At 55.2% G+C, this 15,066-nt stretch carries 13 protein-coding genes; 9 read left to right on the top strand and 4 right to left on the bottom strand.

Annotation, left to right across the window (positions count from 1 at the left end; translation table 11 throughout):
* Nucleotides 1-14: 14 nt before the first annotated feature.
* The 4 genes from bktB to Q4501_RS02320 all read left to right on the top strand — a co-directional run bounded on the left by bktB (nt 15) and on the right by Q4501_RS02320 (nt 4,449).
* The gene (bktB, locus tag Q4501_RS02335; protein WP_303593828.1) at nt 15-1,202 is read left to right on the top strand and encodes a beta-ketothiolase BktB; all 1,188 of its coding nucleotides are present in this window, start codon (nt 15-17) and stop codon (nt 1,200-1,202) included.
* 108 nt (nt 1,203-1,310) lie between these two features.
* Nucleotides 1,311-2,072: an SDR family NAD(P)-dependent oxidoreductase gene (locus tag Q4501_RS02330; RefSeq protein WP_303593827.1), complete on the top strand. Its 762-nt coding sequence runs from the start codon at nt 1,311-1,313 to the stop codon at nt 2,070-2,072.
* A 25-nt stretch (nt 2,073-2,097) separates the two neighbouring features.
* Complete coding sequence (locus Q4501_RS02325; RefSeq protein WP_303593826.1) at nt 2,098-3,249, top strand: acyl-CoA dehydrogenase family protein; 1,152 nt, start codon at nt 2,098-2,100, stop codon at nt 3,247-3,249.
* 18 nt (nt 3,250-3,267) lie between these two features.
* On the top strand, nt 3,268-4,449 hold the full coding sequence (locus Q4501_RS02320) for an acetyl-CoA C-acyltransferase (RefSeq protein ID WP_303593824.1): 1,182 nt from the start codon (nt 3,268-3,270) through the stop codon (nt 4,447-4,449).
* Nucleotides 4,450-4,480: 31 nt separating this feature from the next.
* On the opposite strand, the gene Q4501_RS02315 is transcribed toward Q4501_RS02320, so the two are convergent.
* Nucleotides 4,481-6,406 carry a sigma 54-interacting transcriptional regulator gene (locus Q4501_RS02315; protein ID WP_303593822.1) on the bottom strand — a complete coding sequence of 642 codons (1,926 nt, stop codon included), beginning with the start codon at nt 6,404-6,406 and terminating at the stop codon, nt 4,481-4,483.
* A 301-nt stretch (nt 6,407-6,707) separates the two neighbouring features.
* On the opposite strand from Q4501_RS02315, the gene Q4501_RS02310 reads away from it, so the two are divergent.
* From Q4501_RS02310 to cynS, 4 genes are read left to right on the top strand one after another with little or no spacing between them, the layout of a single operon-like run.
* Nucleotides 6,708-8,132 carry an ABC transporter substrate-binding protein gene (locus Q4501_RS02310; protein WP_303593821.1) on the top strand — a complete coding sequence of 475 codons (1,425 nt, stop codon included), beginning with the start codon at nt 6,708-6,710 and terminating at the stop codon, nt 8,130-8,132.
* Between the two features lie 2 nt (nt 8,133-8,134).
* Nucleotides 8,135-8,962: a nitrate ABC transporter permease gene (ntrB, locus tag Q4501_RS02305; RefSeq protein ID WP_303593820.1), complete on the top strand. Its 828-nt coding sequence runs from the start codon at nt 8,135-8,137 to the stop codon at nt 8,960-8,962.
* 56 nt (nt 8,963-9,018) lie between these two features.
* Nucleotides 9,019-9,921, top strand: coding sequence for an ABC transporter ATP-binding protein (locus Q4501_RS02300; RefSeq protein WP_303593819.1), 903 nt, complete (start codon nt 9,019-9,021; stop codon nt 9,919-9,921).
* A 27-nt stretch (nt 9,922-9,948) separates the two neighbouring features.
* The gene (cynS, locus tag Q4501_RS02295; protein WP_303593818.1) at nt 9,949-10,392 is read left to right on the top strand and encodes a cyanase; all 444 of its coding nucleotides are present in this window, start codon (nt 9,949-9,951) and stop codon (nt 10,390-10,392) included.
* 62 nt (nt 10,393-10,454) lie between these two features.
* Here cynS and Q4501_RS02290 read toward each other — a convergent pair whose 3' ends face one another.
* The 3 genes from Q4501_RS02290 to ilvG are packed head-to-tail and all read right to left on the bottom strand — an operon-like array spanning nt 10,455 to nt 13,649.
* A complete protein-coding gene (locus Q4501_RS02290) occupies nt 10,455-11,639 on the bottom strand; it encodes a nitrate/nitrite transporter (protein WP_303593816.1) in 1,185 nt (394 codons plus the stop codon).
* Nucleotides 11,640-11,667: 28 nt separating this feature from the next.
* On the bottom strand, nt 11,668-11,952 hold the full coding sequence (locus Q4501_RS02285) for an ACT domain-containing protein (RefSeq protein WP_303593813.1): 285 nt from the start codon (nt 11,950-11,952) through the stop codon (nt 11,668-11,670).
* The gene (ilvG, locus tag Q4501_RS02280) at nt 11,949-13,649 is read right to left on the bottom strand and encodes an acetolactate synthase 2 catalytic subunit (RefSeq protein ID WP_303593811.1); all 1,701 of its coding nucleotides are present in this window, start codon (nt 13,647-13,649) and stop codon (nt 11,949-11,951) included. The genes Q4501_RS02285 and ilvG overlap by 4 nt, the downstream gene beginning before the upstream one ends.
* A 332-nt stretch (nt 13,650-13,981) precedes the next feature.
* Between ilvG and Q4501_RS02275 the strand changes: the two genes are divergently transcribed.
* Nucleotides 13,982-15,064 (top strand): efflux RND transporter periplasmic adaptor subunit, encoded by a 1,083-nt coding sequence (locus Q4501_RS02275; protein WP_303593810.1) that lies wholly within the window; start codon nt 13,982-13,984, stop codon nt 15,062-15,064.
* The last annotated feature ends 2 nt before the right edge of the window (nt 15,065-15,066 follow it).

Genomic DNA, 15,066 nt, shown 5'->3' with positions numbered 1-15,066 from the left:
TAAGGAATCACGCTATGAAACTGACCGATGTTGTAATTTTAGACGGTGCACGTACAGCCATTGGCAGCTTTGGCGGCAGCCTGAGTTCGCTGAGCCCGGCCGAGCTGGGAACCTGCGCAGCAAAGGAAGCTATCAGTCGTTCCGGCATACCTGCTGAAGATATCGACCACTCTGTATTTGGCCACATTATTCCGACCGGCCCGGCTGATGCTTACGTTGCTCGCCATATTGGGCTCAATGCTGGTCTGCAAAAGGGGTCCGCGGCATTCAATGTGAATCGCCTTTGCGGCTCCGGTGTTCAATCGGTTATCAGTGCTGCGCAGATGATTATGATGGGCGATAGTCAGATTGCCCTGGCGGGTGGTGCCGAAAGCATGAGCCAGGGTGCTTACGTGCTGCCTAATGTTCGCAAGGGCCTGCGCATGGGTGATGGTAAAGCCGTTGATATGACCATAGGCACACTTAGCGATCCGTTCGGTAGCGGGCACATGGGCATGACGGCTGAACGTATTGCAGAGCAGTACGGCTTGAGCCGTGAAGATCTGGATACCTTCTCGGCAGAAAGTCATCGCCGTGCCAGTCACGCCATTGAGAGTGGCTACTTTAAAGAACAGATTGTGCCGGTAACAGTAAAGCAGGGTCGCAAAGAGTCAGTCGTTGAGCAGGACGAGCATGTGCGCCCCGGTACCACTGCTGAAAGCCTTGCCGGCTTGAGGCCCGCCTTTACCAAAGAGGGGATAGTCACTCCTGGAAACGCTTCCGGTATTAACGACGGTGCTGCTGCCATGGTGCTTACCAGTGCCGCGGAAGCCGAAAAGCGCGGCCTTAAAGCCCGGGCACGGATTGTCGGTTACGCATTTGCGGGTGTGGATCCCAGCGTTATGGGGCTGGGTCCGATTCCGGCCGTACGTCGGGTGCTCGAGCAGACTGGTCTCAGCGTGGAAGACCTGGACGTGATTGAGTCCAATGAAGCGTTTGCGGCCCAGGCACTGGCGGTCAGCAAAGAGCTTGGTCTGCCAGCAGACAAGGTAAATCCGAACGGCGGCGCGGTCGCTATGGGTCACCCTGTAGGTGCCACGGGCTCTATTCTGATCATCAAAACGATGGCAGAGCTTGAGCGCACGGGCGGGCGCTACGGGCTGGTTACCATGTGTATTGGCGGTGGCCAGGGCATAGCTTTGATCGTCGAAAGCCTTGGCTGATCCAACAGACTGATTTATTTTCAGGGCTGAATTGGTTAAAGTTTACGTTAACGTAAAGGTTTTCTGATTGCTGATTCAGCCAAACTATTTGATGTGGGGTATAAGACGATGGAATTCAAAAACATACCAGCCATTGTTACCGGCGGTGCTTCCGGGCTTGGCGAAGGTGCAGCCCGTGCGCTCGCAGCGGCAGGCTGTAAAGTTGCCATCCTTGATCTGCAGAAAGAACAGGGCGAAAAGGTAGCCGCCGATATTGGTGGCATCTTCGTACACTGCGATGTGAGCTCGCCAGACAGTGCAGAAGCGGCGTTGGCGGCAGCTCGTGAGGCTCACGGCCCCTGCGGTATCGCGGTGAACTGTGCAGGTATTGGCCCGGCAGCAAAGATTCTTGGTCGCGACGGCGTTATGCCACTGGAAAAGTTCAGCAAGGTCATCCAGATCAACCTTATCGGTACGTTCAATATTCTGAGGCTGGCTGCTGCCGATATGGCACAGCGTGAACCCAATGCCGATGGCGAACGGGGTGTCATTATCAACACGGCTTCGGTAGCCGCATACGAGGGGCAGATCGGACAGTCAGCCTACAGTGCCTCCAAGGGGGGAGTGGTTGCCCTGACAATTCAGTCGGCCCGGGAACTGGCCCGCGAAGGTATCCGGGTAAACACTATTGCACCTGGCCTGTTCATGACGCCGATGATGTCCGGTATGCCACAGGAAGTTCAGGATAGCCTGGCGGCAACGCTGCCGTTCCCCAAGCGCCTGGGCAAGCCCGAAGAGTTTGGCATGATGGTGGATCAGATGGTTCGCAACCCGGTTCTGAACGGCGAAACCATCCGGCTCGACAGTGCTTTGCGTATGGCACCCAAGTGAATCCAATGATTGTGAGGAGAGCGCAATGACCAACACTGTGGATCAAGAAGAGCTCGCACTGTTTCGGGCATCTGTCGTCAAGGCTCTGGAAACAGAAGTGGCGCCACACTATGAGGAATGGGAGAAAACCGGCCTTGTACCCCGTGAACTATGGAACACGCTCGGCGATGCCGGCATGTTATGTGTCGATGTTCCTGAAGAGTGTGGGGGGTGCGGCGCACCGTTTCAGTATTCCGTGGTTGTTGGCGAGGAGCTGGCTCGCATGGGGTTTGGTGCGCTCTCTACCAACGTGATGGTGCATTCAGATATTGTCGCGCCTTACATCAGTCATCTGGGTAACGAAGAGCAAAAGCAGCAGTGGCTACCCAAAATGGTATCTGGCGAGGTGGTTGGCGCTATAGCCATGACCGAGCCGGGTGCCGGTAGTGATTTGCAGGCCATGCGCACCAGTGCTGTGCGGGATGGTGACGACTACATTCTTAATGGCTCCAAAACTTTCATCACCAACGGTCAGCATGCTGACATGGTGATTGTTGCGGCGAAAACCGATCCTTCGGCGGGCGCCAAAGGCATCAGCCTTTTTCTGGTCGACACCAGCCTGCCGGGTTACAGCAAAGGGCGGAACCTCGACAAAATAGGCCAGCACAGCGGCGATACCTCTGAGCTGTTCTTTTCGGACATGCGCGTACCGGCTTCGGCACTTGTGGGTGAAGAAGGCAAAGGCTTTGTTTACCTGATGCAGGAGTTGCCACGTGAACGCCTGGTTATTGGCGCATTGGGCGTCGCTGCCGCCAGAGGTGCTTTGGATCTCACCATTGCTTACACCCAAGAGCGTGTGCTGTTTGGCCAGAAGTTGGCTCAGATCCAGAACACACGCTTTGAAATTGCCCGTATGGAAACCGATTACCAGGTCAACAAGGCCTTCGTAAGCCAGTGCATCAGCCAGTACGAAGTCGGTGAGTTGGATGCGCCCACGGCGTCCATGGCCAAGTACAGCGCGACTGAAATGCAGTGTCGTGTGGCAGATGGCTGCCTGCAGTTGTTTGGTGGTTATGGTTATACCACTGAGTACCCCATCTCCCGTGCATTCATGGATGCCCGGGTTCAGCGCATTTATGGCGGTACGTCCGAGGTCATGAAAGAAATCATTGCCCGTTCTGTATTGGGTAGAGTCTGACATTATTGAGGTTTGAGTATGAGCGATAACAGCGTAGTGATTGCGGGATCTGCCCGCACCCCCATGGGTGGCATGATGGGGGCGCTGAGTTCGGTGCGTTCTCCTGAGCTGGCAGCATTCTCCATCAAGGCTGCTATTGAACGCAGCGGCCTGAAACCCGCAGACATTCAGGAGGTGGTTATGGGGTGCGTGTTGCCGGCCGGACTGGGTCAGGCACCTGCGCGCCAGGCCTCCCGCGCCTCCGGTATCCCGGACAGCTCAGGTTGCACCACTGTGAACAAGATGTGTGGTTCCGGCATGCAGGCCGTGATCATGGCGCACGACCAGATCAAGGCTGGCACCAATAACATCATGATTGCCGGTGGTATGGAGAACATGAGCCAGGCGCCTTACTTGCTACCGAAAGCTCGCGGCGGTATGCGTATGGGCCACGGTCAGGTGATGGACAGCATGTTCCTCGACGGTCTTGAGGACGCCTATGAAGGCGGCCTGATGGGCGTGTTTGCGCAATGCTCGGCTGATGAATACAACATCACCCGGGAAGCCATGGACGACTTTGCCATCGGCTCTTTGAACAAGGCACTGGCGGCGATACACAACGGTTGGTGCAAGCCTGAAATCGCGGCCGTTAGCGTTCCTGGACGGGGTGGCGAAACCCTGGTAGACACCGATGAACAGCCGGGTAATGCGCGCCCCGAAAAGATTCCCCAACTTAAGCCGGCCTTTAAAAAAGACGGCACGGTTACTGCCGCTAACTCCAGTTCTATCAGTGATGGTGCATCAGCGCTGGTTCTGGCGTCTGCTGAGGAAGCAAAGGCCCGCGGCTTGAACGTTCAGGCGAAGATTGTCGCCCACGCTACCCACGCCCAGTTGCCAGCCGAGTTCACTCTGGCACCCATTGGCGCCATAGAGAAGGTGCTGAAAAAAGCCGGCTGGAGCAAAGACGAGGTAGATCTTTACGAGATCAACGAAGCCTTTGCCGTTGTCTCCTTGCTGGCGATCAATGAGCTGGGACTGGATGCGGAAAAGGTGAACGTCTACGGCGGTGCTTGTGCTCTGGGCCACCCTATCGGTTCGTCTGGTTCACGCATCATTGTCACGCTCCTCAATGCTCTAAAGCAGAAAGGACTGAAGCGTGGAGTGGCCTCCCTGTGTATCGGGGGTGGTGAAGCTACTGCAGTTGCTGTAGAGCTGGTCTGATAGGTGGCTGGCCTCCAGGGTTCTGTATTGTTCAAACGGGTGCTGGAGGCTGATGGGGTTGAGTACGGTATTGCCGTGCATCAACCCTAAGCTTTTTCAGTCGTGAAGTCAGCGTTGTTGGCTTGATCTGGAGAAGCGCCGCAGCACCGTCGTCTCCAAAAATTCGGCCTTCGCTTATTCGGAGTGCATTGATCAGGTTCCGCTTTTCAAGTGCCCGCAGTTCATTTTCGGTCATAAGCTCGCCGTTATCGTGGCGCGCCGGCGGGTGCTGGTAGCTGGCGGGTCGTGATCGTGAATCTGGCGCCAATGTCTCCAGATCGAAACTGCCGTCATAGGTAATGACCTGGCGTTCGATAACATTCTCCAGCTCTCGCACATTGCCCGGCCATTGGTAGGCCTTCAGGATTTCAGCCTCCTGCTCCCTCAGTACAAGGGCTGGCCGGTTAAATTTCTGGCACGCGCGGCTGAGGAACTCTTGGGCCAGAATCGGGATGTCCTCCACGCGTCGCCGGAGAGGCACGGATTCGATAGGAAAGACATTCAGGCGAAAGTACAGGTCTTCACGGAAGGTTTTTTCCCGAACTTCCGTTTTCAGCTCCCGGTTGGTCGCCGCGATAACCCGAACGTCTACAGCCCTGGTGCGGTTGTCCCCGACGCGCTCGAATTGCTGGTCTTGCAACACCCGAAGGAGCTTACCTTGAAGCTCCAACGGGATCTCTCCGACTTCGTCGAGAAAAAGTGTACCGCCGTCAGCCAATTCAAATCGCCCAACACGATCGCTAATAGCGCCGGTGAATGCACCTTTCACATGCCCAAAAAACTCACTCTCGAACAGGTCTTTGGCAATCGCTGCGCAGTTTACCCGTATCAGTGGCCTGTCCCTGCGGGTGCTGGACTGATGAATGGCCCGTGCGATCAGTTCCTTGCCGGTGCCGGATTCTCCGGTAATCAGAACATTGGCATCGGTGGGCGCAACCATGCCGATACGTCGAACAATGGCTTTGATGGCGTCGCTCTGGCCGAAGATTTCGTGGAAGTGGTATTCAGCACTGATTTCTTCTTGCAGATAAGCATTTTCCATTTCCAGTCGGTGCTTGAGGCTTTCGACTTCCTCCAGGGCTTTTTGCAGCTCATTTTGTGACTGCAGGCGGGGAGATATGTCACGGAAAACTACCACGGCGCCGACCGGGTGGCCGTTGTCGAGGATGGGTGTGCTGGTGTATTCCACCGGGAAGCCTGTGCCATCCTTACGCCAGAACCAGTCTTCGCCTACGCGTTTGACGCTGACATCACGAAAAGCGGCGTAAATGGGGCACTCTTTTAAGGGGTAAAGGCTGCCATCCTGATGTGAGTGGTGCATCACCCGGTGAATTACCCGGCCCATCAGTTCATCCATTCTCCAGCCCAGCATTCGCTCTGCAGCCGGGTTGGCAAAGGTGGCACGCCCCTCTGCATCGACGCCATAGATACCTTCCCCGACAGCGTGCAGTATCAGTTGATTCTCTCGTTCCATGTCCTTGAACAACTCTTCTACGCGCCGCCACTCCAGCAATCCGCCCCGGTGATAGTGGTTGACTTCATGTCTCTCCCTTAGTGTGCGTAACTGTTGCCTGTCCCTAAGAAGCAATAATACATTCAGGGATTCGGCTTCGCCGGCCCGAGAGGAGGAGACTTCCAGCTCTACCGTGTTGCCGTCCCGGTGCTGAAGCATAAAGTCTCTGCTCCATCCCTGTCCCCGGAACAGGGTTTCTTCGGTGAAAGCGATCAGTTGTGGGCGTTGGTCCGGAAACAGATGGGTGCATGGAGTGCCTGTGAGAGATCGCCGGCTTGTGCCGATCATCCTGCCCATGGCGCTGTTTGCAGCAATGATCAGATCCTCTCCCGCATCAACCAGCAGGGCAGCCTCCGGAAGATGGTCGATCCACTCGATGGCGGGGTCGGCAGTTTTGGTGCTCATAGAGTTGTCCCGTGTGATCCTGCAAAAAGACAAAACAAACTCTGTGCCAACTACGAAAAATCGTTAATTTGGCTACGAAATATCGTGAATTACGAAATTGCGTAGTTTTAAAAGTTGTGCGATAAGCTTGAAAATCAAATAAAAACAAATGGTTACTAAAAATTGAATCGATGGCACAAACCCTGCAATAACTCTGGCAGAACGCGTAGACGGCAGATTGGTTTTCACATGCCGGACCCGGACCGCATTTTTGCTGCACAGCAAAAGTGCAAAAACTAGCGAAGAGTAGGGAGAGTGCCCCATGACCACGAAAAGCCTTGGCAATCCGTTTGACGGTGACAAATCTCTGATTCACGCAAAAACCTGCGGTTGCCACGAGTGTCAGCCGGGTCAGGAAATGCCGTCGATTTCACTGGACCTGCCGCAGTCTCAAAGCCAGGACGTCATGGCATCTCAAGGGATCATGGATTCCGAGGCGATGATGGATCGGGCAATTGAAAGTGCAGTGGTGCGGTCAGTGTTTGCGCACAACGACCACAGCCGCCGGAGTTTCATGAAAATGATGGGCGCCGGCACAGCAGCTGCTTTGCTTGGCAGTGTGTTTCCCTTTGAGAAAGCCAAGGCAGCTGTAAAGGAATCTCTTGGAACGCTCGAGAAAACCAAACTGAACGTAGGTTTTGTGCCGATAACCTGTGCTACGCCGATCATCATGGCGCATCCCATGGGTTTCTATGAGCGCTACGGGCTTGATGTGACCGTAACCAAAACCGCCGGCTGGGCGGTGGCTAGGGACAAGTCTCTGGCTGGCGAGTACGACGCCTCCCATATGCTTACGCCCATGCCTCTGGCCATGACAGTAGGCGCAGGCTCTACGCCGGAACCCTACATTATGCCGGCTGTCGAGAATATCAACGGCCAGGCCATCGTTCTGCACGTTGATCACAAGGACAAGCGGGATCCCAAACAGTGGAAAGGGTTCAAGTTCGGTGTGCCGTTCGAGTACTCCATGCACAACTTTCTGCTGCGCTACTATCTGGCTGAAAATGGCGTTGATCCAGACAAAGACGTGCAGATTCGTGTGGTTTCACCCCCTGAGATGGTCGCCAACCTGCGCGCCGGTAACCTGGATGGTTACTTATCTCCAGACCCCTTCAACCAGCGTGCAGTCTGGGAAAAAGTCGGGTTCATTCACATGCTCACCAAAGATATCTGGGACGGCCATCCGTGTTGTGCCTTTGCCTGCAGTCAGCAGTTTGCTACCCAGAACCCCAATACATACGGGGCTCTGCTAAGGGCTATTATCGATGCAACCCAGTACTCTAATAACCCTGAAAACCGTAAGGAAATCTCCGAAGCCATTGCGCCCAAGAACTATCTGAACCAGCCGGTACCGGTTATTCAGCAGGTGTTGACCGGCTATTACGCTGACGGTCTTGGCGAGATACAAAATGTGCCGGACCGTATCGACTTCGATCCATTCCCCTGGCACTCCATGGGCGTCTGGATTCTCACCCAGATGAAGCGCTGGGGATATATCGAAGGTGATGTGGACTACAAGGGCATCGCTGAACAGGTCTATCTGGCGGGCGAAACCGGCAAGATTATGAAAGAGCTCGGCTACACCGCTCCAGACAAGACATATAAAACTCACGTTATCATGGGTAAAACCTTCGATTCGGATCACGCAGAAGAATACGCCCGCAGCTTTGACATCGGGAGGGTGTAACCATGGCATCCCTGAACGTTCGGGCAGCGTTGTTGTCGGTATCGTTCCTGATCCTGGCTCTGGGGCTTTGGGAGATGGCTACTCAGCCCCCTGAAGCCCAGACCGGGCTGACCGAATACGAAATGCTGATGGGCGGTGCTGAGCAGGAATCGCGGGTGCCACCGCCCTCGGCGGTGATCAAACTGGCCTGGGCCGAGTTGTCTGACCCCTTCTATGATGCGGGCGCCAACGACAAAGGCATAGGTATTCAATTGGCCTATTCGGTATATCGGGTTCTTGCCGGCTACCTGGCTGCCATGGCCATCGCTTTGCCGCTGGGCTTTCTTATCGGCATGTCACCGTTGATGTACAAGGCCATGAATCCCTACATTCAGGTTTTGCGGCCAATATCCCCTCTGGCGTGGATGCCTCTGGCGCTGTTTATCATTCAGGATTCCGATGCGTCCGCCATCTTTGTCATTTTTATCTGTTCGATCTGGCCAATGTTGCTTAACACGGCATTTGGTGTCGCCAACGTCAGGCAGGATTGGGTGAACGTGGCGCGTACTCACGAACTCGGGCCGCTGCGTACCGCAATCACGGTCATCCTTCCCGCAGCTGCTCCGACCATTCTGACCGGTATGCGGATCTCCATCGGTATAGCCTGGCTGGTCATTGTTGCAGCTGAAATGCTGGTGGGTGGCACCGGGATTGGATACTACGTCTGGAACGAGTGGAACAATCTGGACCTGGCAAGCGTGATCTTCTCGATCCTGATGATCGGGGTGGTGGGTATGCTGTTGGACCTGGTTCTGGGTAAAGCCCAAAAGCTGGTGGAATACAAAGAATGAGTGGCTGGGCGTCTGCAAGCGGGCGCCAGCCTCAATACTCCGAATGGAGACCTGTTATGAGTAAGCCATTCCTCGAAGTCGACGGTCTGTCGAAAGTATACCCGGACGGGCAGGGCGGCGAACTGACCGTCTTTGAAGATGTCCGTTTTGCGCTGGAGAAAGGGGAGTTTGTCTGCATCATCGGCCACTCTGGTTGCGGCAAGTCGACCATCCTCAATGTACTGGCCGGCCTGGATGAAGCCAGCGGCGGCAACGTGGTTATGAACGGGAAGGAAATCAAAGGCCCGGGGCTTGAGCGCGGCGTTGTGTTCCAGAATTACAGCTTGCTGCCCTGGAAAACGACGCTGAACAACATCGTATTTGCAGTGCGCGCCCGCTGGCCCGAGTGGTCTAAAGAAAAGATCAGAGAGCACAGTGAACGTTATCTGAAAATGGTAGGCCTGGACCATGCCCTGAATCGTAAGCCGTCACAGCTATCTGGCGGTATGCGCCAGAGAGTCAGTATTGCCCGCGCTTTCGCCACCCAGCCTGAATTGTTGTTGCTTGACGAGCCGTTTGGTGCGCTGGACGCGCTCACGAGAGGCGTCATTCAGGACGAACTGGTCAATATTTGGCAAGAGACCCGACAGACTGTGTTCATGATTACCCACGATGTGGATGAAGCGATTCTGCTATCTGACCGCATCTTCCTCATGTCCAACGGTCCCAACGCCCGCATAGCCGAGAGTGTAAAAGTGGATATCCCCCACCCGAGAGCTCGGGCCACGATCTTTCAGAACCCGGCCTATCATAAAACCCGGGACTACCTGGTGGACTTTCTGGTCAACCGGAGTGGGTCAGCCACGCCGGAGGAAGATGGCACGCCCAGAATAGTGGAGCCCGCCATAGGAGTCGCCCGGTCTGCTTCTGCTGGAGCCGAAACTGAAACTGAAATTGCCGCCCATGCGGTAAATGTCTGATATTGATAGCCGAAAGAGGAAACTGCCATGATGAACAAAGAACTGATGACTGCAAAGATTCTGGAAGCAAAAGTAGCCAAGGACATGACATGGGAAGCCATTGCCGAGGCTATTGGCCTTTCTCCGGTGTTCACTACCTCTGCCGTACTGGGTATGAACAGCCTGACCGAAGACAAAGCCTTTAGCCTTTGTGAGACGCTGGGCCTGGATAAACAGATAGCCGAAGCACTCCAGGTTTGCCCGAAGAAAGCCTGGGACGGTGCTATTCCTCAAGACCCGCTGATCTACCGTCTGTACGAAGTGGTTGGAGTATATGGCGATACCATGAAGGCGCTCATCCATGAAAAATTTGGAGACGGCATTATGAGTGCAATTGATTTCAGCATGGATATCGAAAAGGAAGAGAACCCGAAGGGCGACCGAGTCGTCGTCACGATGAATGGGAAGTTTCTACCCTATAAAGCCTGGTAGCCCGGAAGAGGCCACCGATACAGGTTGTCGATTAAGATTGTAAAGAAGGAGGGCGCCAGACCTTAGCCTTCCTGGCTATTGAGCCGGCGCATCGACAAAAGCCCGAGAACAGGGCCGGGTAACAACCAAAGTGTCACCCAGACGCCCTGGGTGTCCCAGAGGCTATTGGTTATCCAGATGGCCGGTATGGTCAGCGCAAAGCCTATGGCGTTCATTACCGCCAGAGATGCTCCGACATATTCTCTGGGAGCGTTGTCGGCTGCCAGTGCGGAAAACTGGGGGGAGTCGGCAATGACCGTAAGCCCCCAAAACATCAGTAGTGCCAGTAATATGCCAGGCGGGGCCCAGACGAGGAAAGGGTAAGCAAGGCAGATCGTTCCCGACACAGCCAGTGAACTGTTTGCTACCCACTGGCTGCCAAGCCGTCGGCTGAGCCAGCCTCCGCCTATACAGCCTGCAAACCCTACACCGATGACGGTGAATGATAATAAGGGGATCATTGATGCCGGGGCCTGCATTCGCAGTACTTCCCGGGTAATCAACAGCGGTGTCAGGGTCCAGAAAGCGTAAAGCTCCCAGCAGTGGCCGAAGTAACCACCGGCTACAGCACGAAACCCGGGCGACCTGAGCCCCGCCAGCCCGCTTCGCAATCGGGTTTTTGCTGTGTTCAACGGTAGGTGAGGGCCATCCCCCAGAAGAAGAACCGCAGCCCCACCCAGAAGTGCCAGGGCCGAAGAGCCCAGTAACGGCCACTCCCAGGGAAGCCCCGGTGTGATGCCCCGTAGCAGATGAGGCATGGCGGTACCAAGGGTCAGCATGCCAACTAACCAGGCCAGTGCGGTTCCTGTATGTTTGGGCGTCCAGCCGATAACCAGTTTCATCCCGAGGGGGTAGATCCCGGCCAGGCAAAGGCCGGTTAAAAAACGCATAACAAGGTCAAAGGGAGGCGATGTTACGGCGATTACAAAACCTGCATTTGCCAAGGCGCCAAGTGCACTGGAACAGGCGAAAATATAACTGGCATGGAATCGGTCAGCCAGACCGGTTATGGCTATGCCCAGGGTACCGATGATGAAGCCTGCCTGTACCGTGAGCGTGAAATGCCCGATATCTGCTTCCGAAAGCCCGAGCTCCCGGGAAAGTGAGAGCCATACACCGTTTATACTAAACCACAGCGAGGTTCCGCACAGCTGCGCCAGGACGATGACAAATAATGGATAACGCTGTGCAGTATTTCGGAATATCACGGTTGTTCCCTGTCATCGTCCCGGGCCGTCAGGCCGAGCGGGTTGCTGCAGGCATCATGGCTGGAGTGGTGAGTATAACCTCCGCGACAGTGTGCAGCTTTTCCAGCTGAGATTGAAGCATGGTCACATGTCGGGTGCCTTGAACCGTCAAGGCGATATCCAGAAAATCGTTTGTCGTTTCTACGGCCATTTTTTCAATTCGGAAACCTCGGATACGAACCACCTGACATAGGCGCTCAAGGGCTGCCGCTTCGTGGTTCATCCGGCAGGTAATTGTATAGCTGGGCGATACATTGCTACGGTCAGTGATCATGCAACTCTCTCCTTCTTATCCGCGGCACAGCGGCGGGTTTCGTTAATCATTTCTTTATTACTGCCACCCGGTTTTACAATCGGCCAGACGTTCTCTTCCCGCGCGATGGCAACATGCAGCAGCATCGGGCCGTTATAGGCGAGAATGGTTTCAATCCCGCGGCGAACCTGATCAGTGCGGTCGATTTTCAGGGCAGGGATTTCGAACGCTCGGGCCATGGCGACAAAATCCGGATTGTCGTCGAGGTTAATCTGGCTTTCGCGGTTGTTGTAGAACAGTTCCTGCTGCTGGCGCACCATGCCTAAACACTGGTTGTCCATAACGATCAGCTTCACAGGCAGGTTATATCGGCGAATAGTGGCCAATTCCTGAGCGTTCATCATGAAGGAACCGTCGCCAGTCACGTTCAAAACGGTGCTTTGGCGGTCGGCAAACTGGGCGCCGATTGCCGCTGGCAAACCAAAGCCCATGGTGCCGAGGCCGCCGCTGGTAAGGTGGTGGCGTGGGTGATCAAACTGGTAGTGCTGGGCAACCCACATTTGATGCTGGCCAACATCGCACGCAATAATCGTGTCATCCGGGGCAACCCGGGAGAGCTGGCGGATGAAGGCAGGGCCGGTGATCGGTGCCAAAGGTTCTTCGTTATCGGCTGCCTGAAACCCGCCTGTTGTGCGCAGGTTCTGGCATTGTTTCTGCCAATCGTTGATGGCCAGTGGGGCTTCTCTGAGCGCCCTTGTCAGCTCGCCTAGAATAGCGTTCAGGTCACCGCGAACCGCGAGCTCCGCGCGCCGGAGTTTGTTAATTTCGGCACTGTCGGCGTCAATATGAACCAGGCGCGCATTGGGCGCGAAGCCATCCATCCTGCCGGTGGCCCGGTCGTCAAGGCGGGCACCGATAACCAGTAGAAGGTCACACTCATCCACTGCCTGGTTGGCTGCGCGAGAGCCATGCATGCCCAGCATGCCAAGGTTGTGAGCGCTATATTTACCTGGGTTTCCGATTCCCTTGAGGGTCACAACGGCTGGCAATTCCGAGCATTCCGCAAACTCGCGAAAGCTGTCTTCCGCGTGTGCCAGGCTGATGCCCCCGCCGCTGTAAAGCAGAGGTTTCCGGGAAGCACGCAGCAAGGCTATAGCACTTGCCAGATCCGGGCACTCTGCTTGCGGTGGCGCAGGTGTCGTAAAGGGGCTTGTAGTGATTTCTGCCAGCAGAACATCCTTTGGGATATCAATCCACACAGGGCCTGGTCGACCACTTTGGGCAAGCTGCATTGCGCTATCCAGAATGCCTGGCAGTTCATCTGCACTCTCAACCAGATAACTGTGCTTTACGATACCCAGGGTCATGCCCAGAACATCGGTTTCCTGGAACGCATCTGTGCCGATCAGAGCCGAGGGGACCTGGCCCGTAATAACCAGCATGGGAATGGAATCCCGGTGTGCGTTGGCAACGCCGGTAATCAGGTTGGTCGCGCCCGGGCCTGAGGTGGCAATGCAAACTCCCAGCTTGCCGCTGGCGCGGGCGTAGCCATCGGCGGCCAGTGCACAACCCTGTTCGTGGCGGCAAAGCACGTGTTCCACACGGACATCATCCACCAAGGCGTCGTATAGCGGCATGATGCAGCCGCCGGGGTAACCGAAAACCGTCTGGATGTTGTGGCGGTGGAACGCTTCGAGAATGTGCTGTGCGCCGTTCATTATCGTATTTCCTTTTTTCTTCCGCAAAAAAGAAACCCCCGGGACCTTGCGGTGCCGGGGGTTTCTGGTGTTTTGTCAGGCTTGTCTTTATCTCACCCGTTTATCCACGCAAAATCCCCCGGAAGGTATCACTACCACGAGGACTAGCATTGCAAGGACGATCACGGATTTGAGGTTCATAAAACGGACAATCTGCTCTGAATTCGTACAAAGATTATGTGTAGAATCTACCTCACGCTTTAAACCGGTTGCAACCGTTTAATCTTTTTATTTTTCAGGCAACGTCACTTTTCGATCTGTCGTTCACCAAATTCAGGCTGTGTAGGTATCTCATGAGCAAAGTAAAATGGAGTTCGCTGGGGCTCTCTTTGGTGGTCGTGATCGTTCTGGTTATCTGGATGGCAACGGGTGATATCAAGGTTGCGAGCACCAAAGCACCGGAAAAGCAGGAAACAGAGCAGCAGGAGCTTACACGGGTTCAGGTTACGACGCTCAACACTCGGTTGTATGAACCGGGCCTTTTGCTTCAGGGCGAGCTTGAACCATGGAGCACTGTGAACGTGAGTGCCAGGGCTGCTGGTACAGTCCAAAGCATTGGGGCGGATCTTGGTGAATCGGTAAAAGCCGGGGATCTGCTCTTAACACTGTCTGAGGATGGTCGCGGTGCAGTCGTCCAGCGCTGGCAGGCCCGGGTGAAGAAGCTTGAAGCGGATTTGACGGCAGCGCGCAAACTTCGCTCCAGCAATCTGGCCTCGCAGTCAGAGATTCTCAGTATTGAAAGTGACCTGGCAGCGGCGCGTGCAGAGCTGCAGACTGCTGAGCTTGAAGTTGCCCACCTAAGGCCTTCAGCACCGTTTGATGGTGTGATTAATAGTAAGAGCGTTGAGGCTGGTAGCCTGGTTCAGGTGGGCTCGCCGCTTTTAGAACTGGTGCGGATAGACAGGTTAAAGGCTAAAGGTCAGGTACCACAGCAATCTGTTTCTCAAGTTGCGCCGGGCCAGAAAGTGCGGGTGCGCCCATTGGATGGCGATACGCTAGATGGTGTGGTTTCCTTCGTTGCCAGTGCTGCAAATCCCGAGACGCGCAGCTTTGCTCTGGAGATCGCGGTTGATAATCCGGACAAGAAACGTATTGCCGGGGGCAGTGCCAACCTCCGGGTTGCTTTACCTGACGTCCAGGCCACCTTTATTTCTCCGGCCTATCTGTCTCTGGGGGACGACGGTCGCCCTGGTGTGAAATACGTTGATGAACAGAATCAGGTCGTTTTCCGCACGGTGAAATTGCTCAACGTATCCACTGAAGGTGCCTGGGTTACTGGCTTGCCTGATGAAATTCGCCTGATTACCCGGGGTGGGGGCTTTGTCAGTGAGGGTGAGTACGTTGAGCCTGTTGATGCCTCTGACGAGCGGGGCTGAGC

Origin of the sequence: Marinobacter sp. 2_MG-2023, from assembly GCF_030546935.1 — a bacterium.
In the GTDB taxonomy this organism is placed as follows: domain Bacteria; phylum Pseudomonadota; class Gammaproteobacteria; order Pseudomonadales; family Oleiphilaceae; genus Marinobacter.
This window is presented reverse-complemented; position numbering and strand designations above follow the sequence as displayed.

What these genes read in the sequence shown, in the direction of transcription:
- bktB (WP_303593828.1), top strand. Translation starts at nt 15, where the DNA reads ATGAAACTGACCGATGTTGTAATTTTAGACGGTGCACGTACAGCCATT.
- Q4501_RS02330 (WP_303593827.1), top strand. Translation starts at nt 1,311, where the DNA reads ATGGAATTCAAAAACATACCAGCCATTGTTACCGGCGGTGCTTCCGGG.
- Q4501_RS02325 (WP_303593826.1), top strand. Translation starts at nt 2,098, where the DNA reads ATGACCAACACTGTGGATCAAGAAGAGCTCGCACTGTTTCGGGCATCT.
- Q4501_RS02320 (WP_303593824.1), top strand. Translation starts at nt 3,268, where the DNA reads ATGAGCGATAACAGCGTAGTGATTGCGGGATCTGCCCGCACCCCCATG.
- Q4501_RS02315 (WP_303593822.1), bottom strand. Translation starts at nt 6,406, where the DNA reads ATGAGCACCAAAACTGCCGACCCCGCCATCGAGTGGATCGACCATCTT.
- Q4501_RS02310 (WP_303593821.1), top strand. Translation starts at nt 6,708, where the DNA reads ATGACCACGAAAAGCCTTGGCAATCCGTTTGACGGTGACAAATCTCTG.
- ntrB (WP_303593820.1), top strand. Translation starts at nt 8,135, where the DNA reads ATGGCATCCCTGAACGTTCGGGCAGCGTTGTTGTCGGTATCGTTCCTG.
- Q4501_RS02300 (WP_303593819.1), top strand. Translation starts at nt 9,019, where the DNA reads ATGAGTAAGCCATTCCTCGAAGTCGACGGTCTGTCGAAAGTATACCCG.
- cynS (WP_303593818.1), top strand. Translation starts at nt 9,949, where the DNA reads ATGATGAACAAAGAACTGATGACTGCAAAGATTCTGGAAGCAAAAGTA.
- Q4501_RS02285 (WP_303593813.1), bottom strand. Translation starts at nt 11,952, where the DNA reads ATGATCACTGACCGTAGCAATGTATCGCCCAGCTATACAATTACCTGC.
- ilvG (WP_303593811.1), bottom strand. Translation starts at nt 13,649, where the DNA reads ATGAACGGCGCACAGCACATTCTCGAAGCGTTCCACCGCCACAACATC.
- Q4501_RS02275 (WP_303593810.1), top strand. Translation starts at nt 13,982, where the DNA reads ATGAGCAAAGTAAAATGGAGTTCGCTGGGGCTCTCTTTGGTGGTCGTG.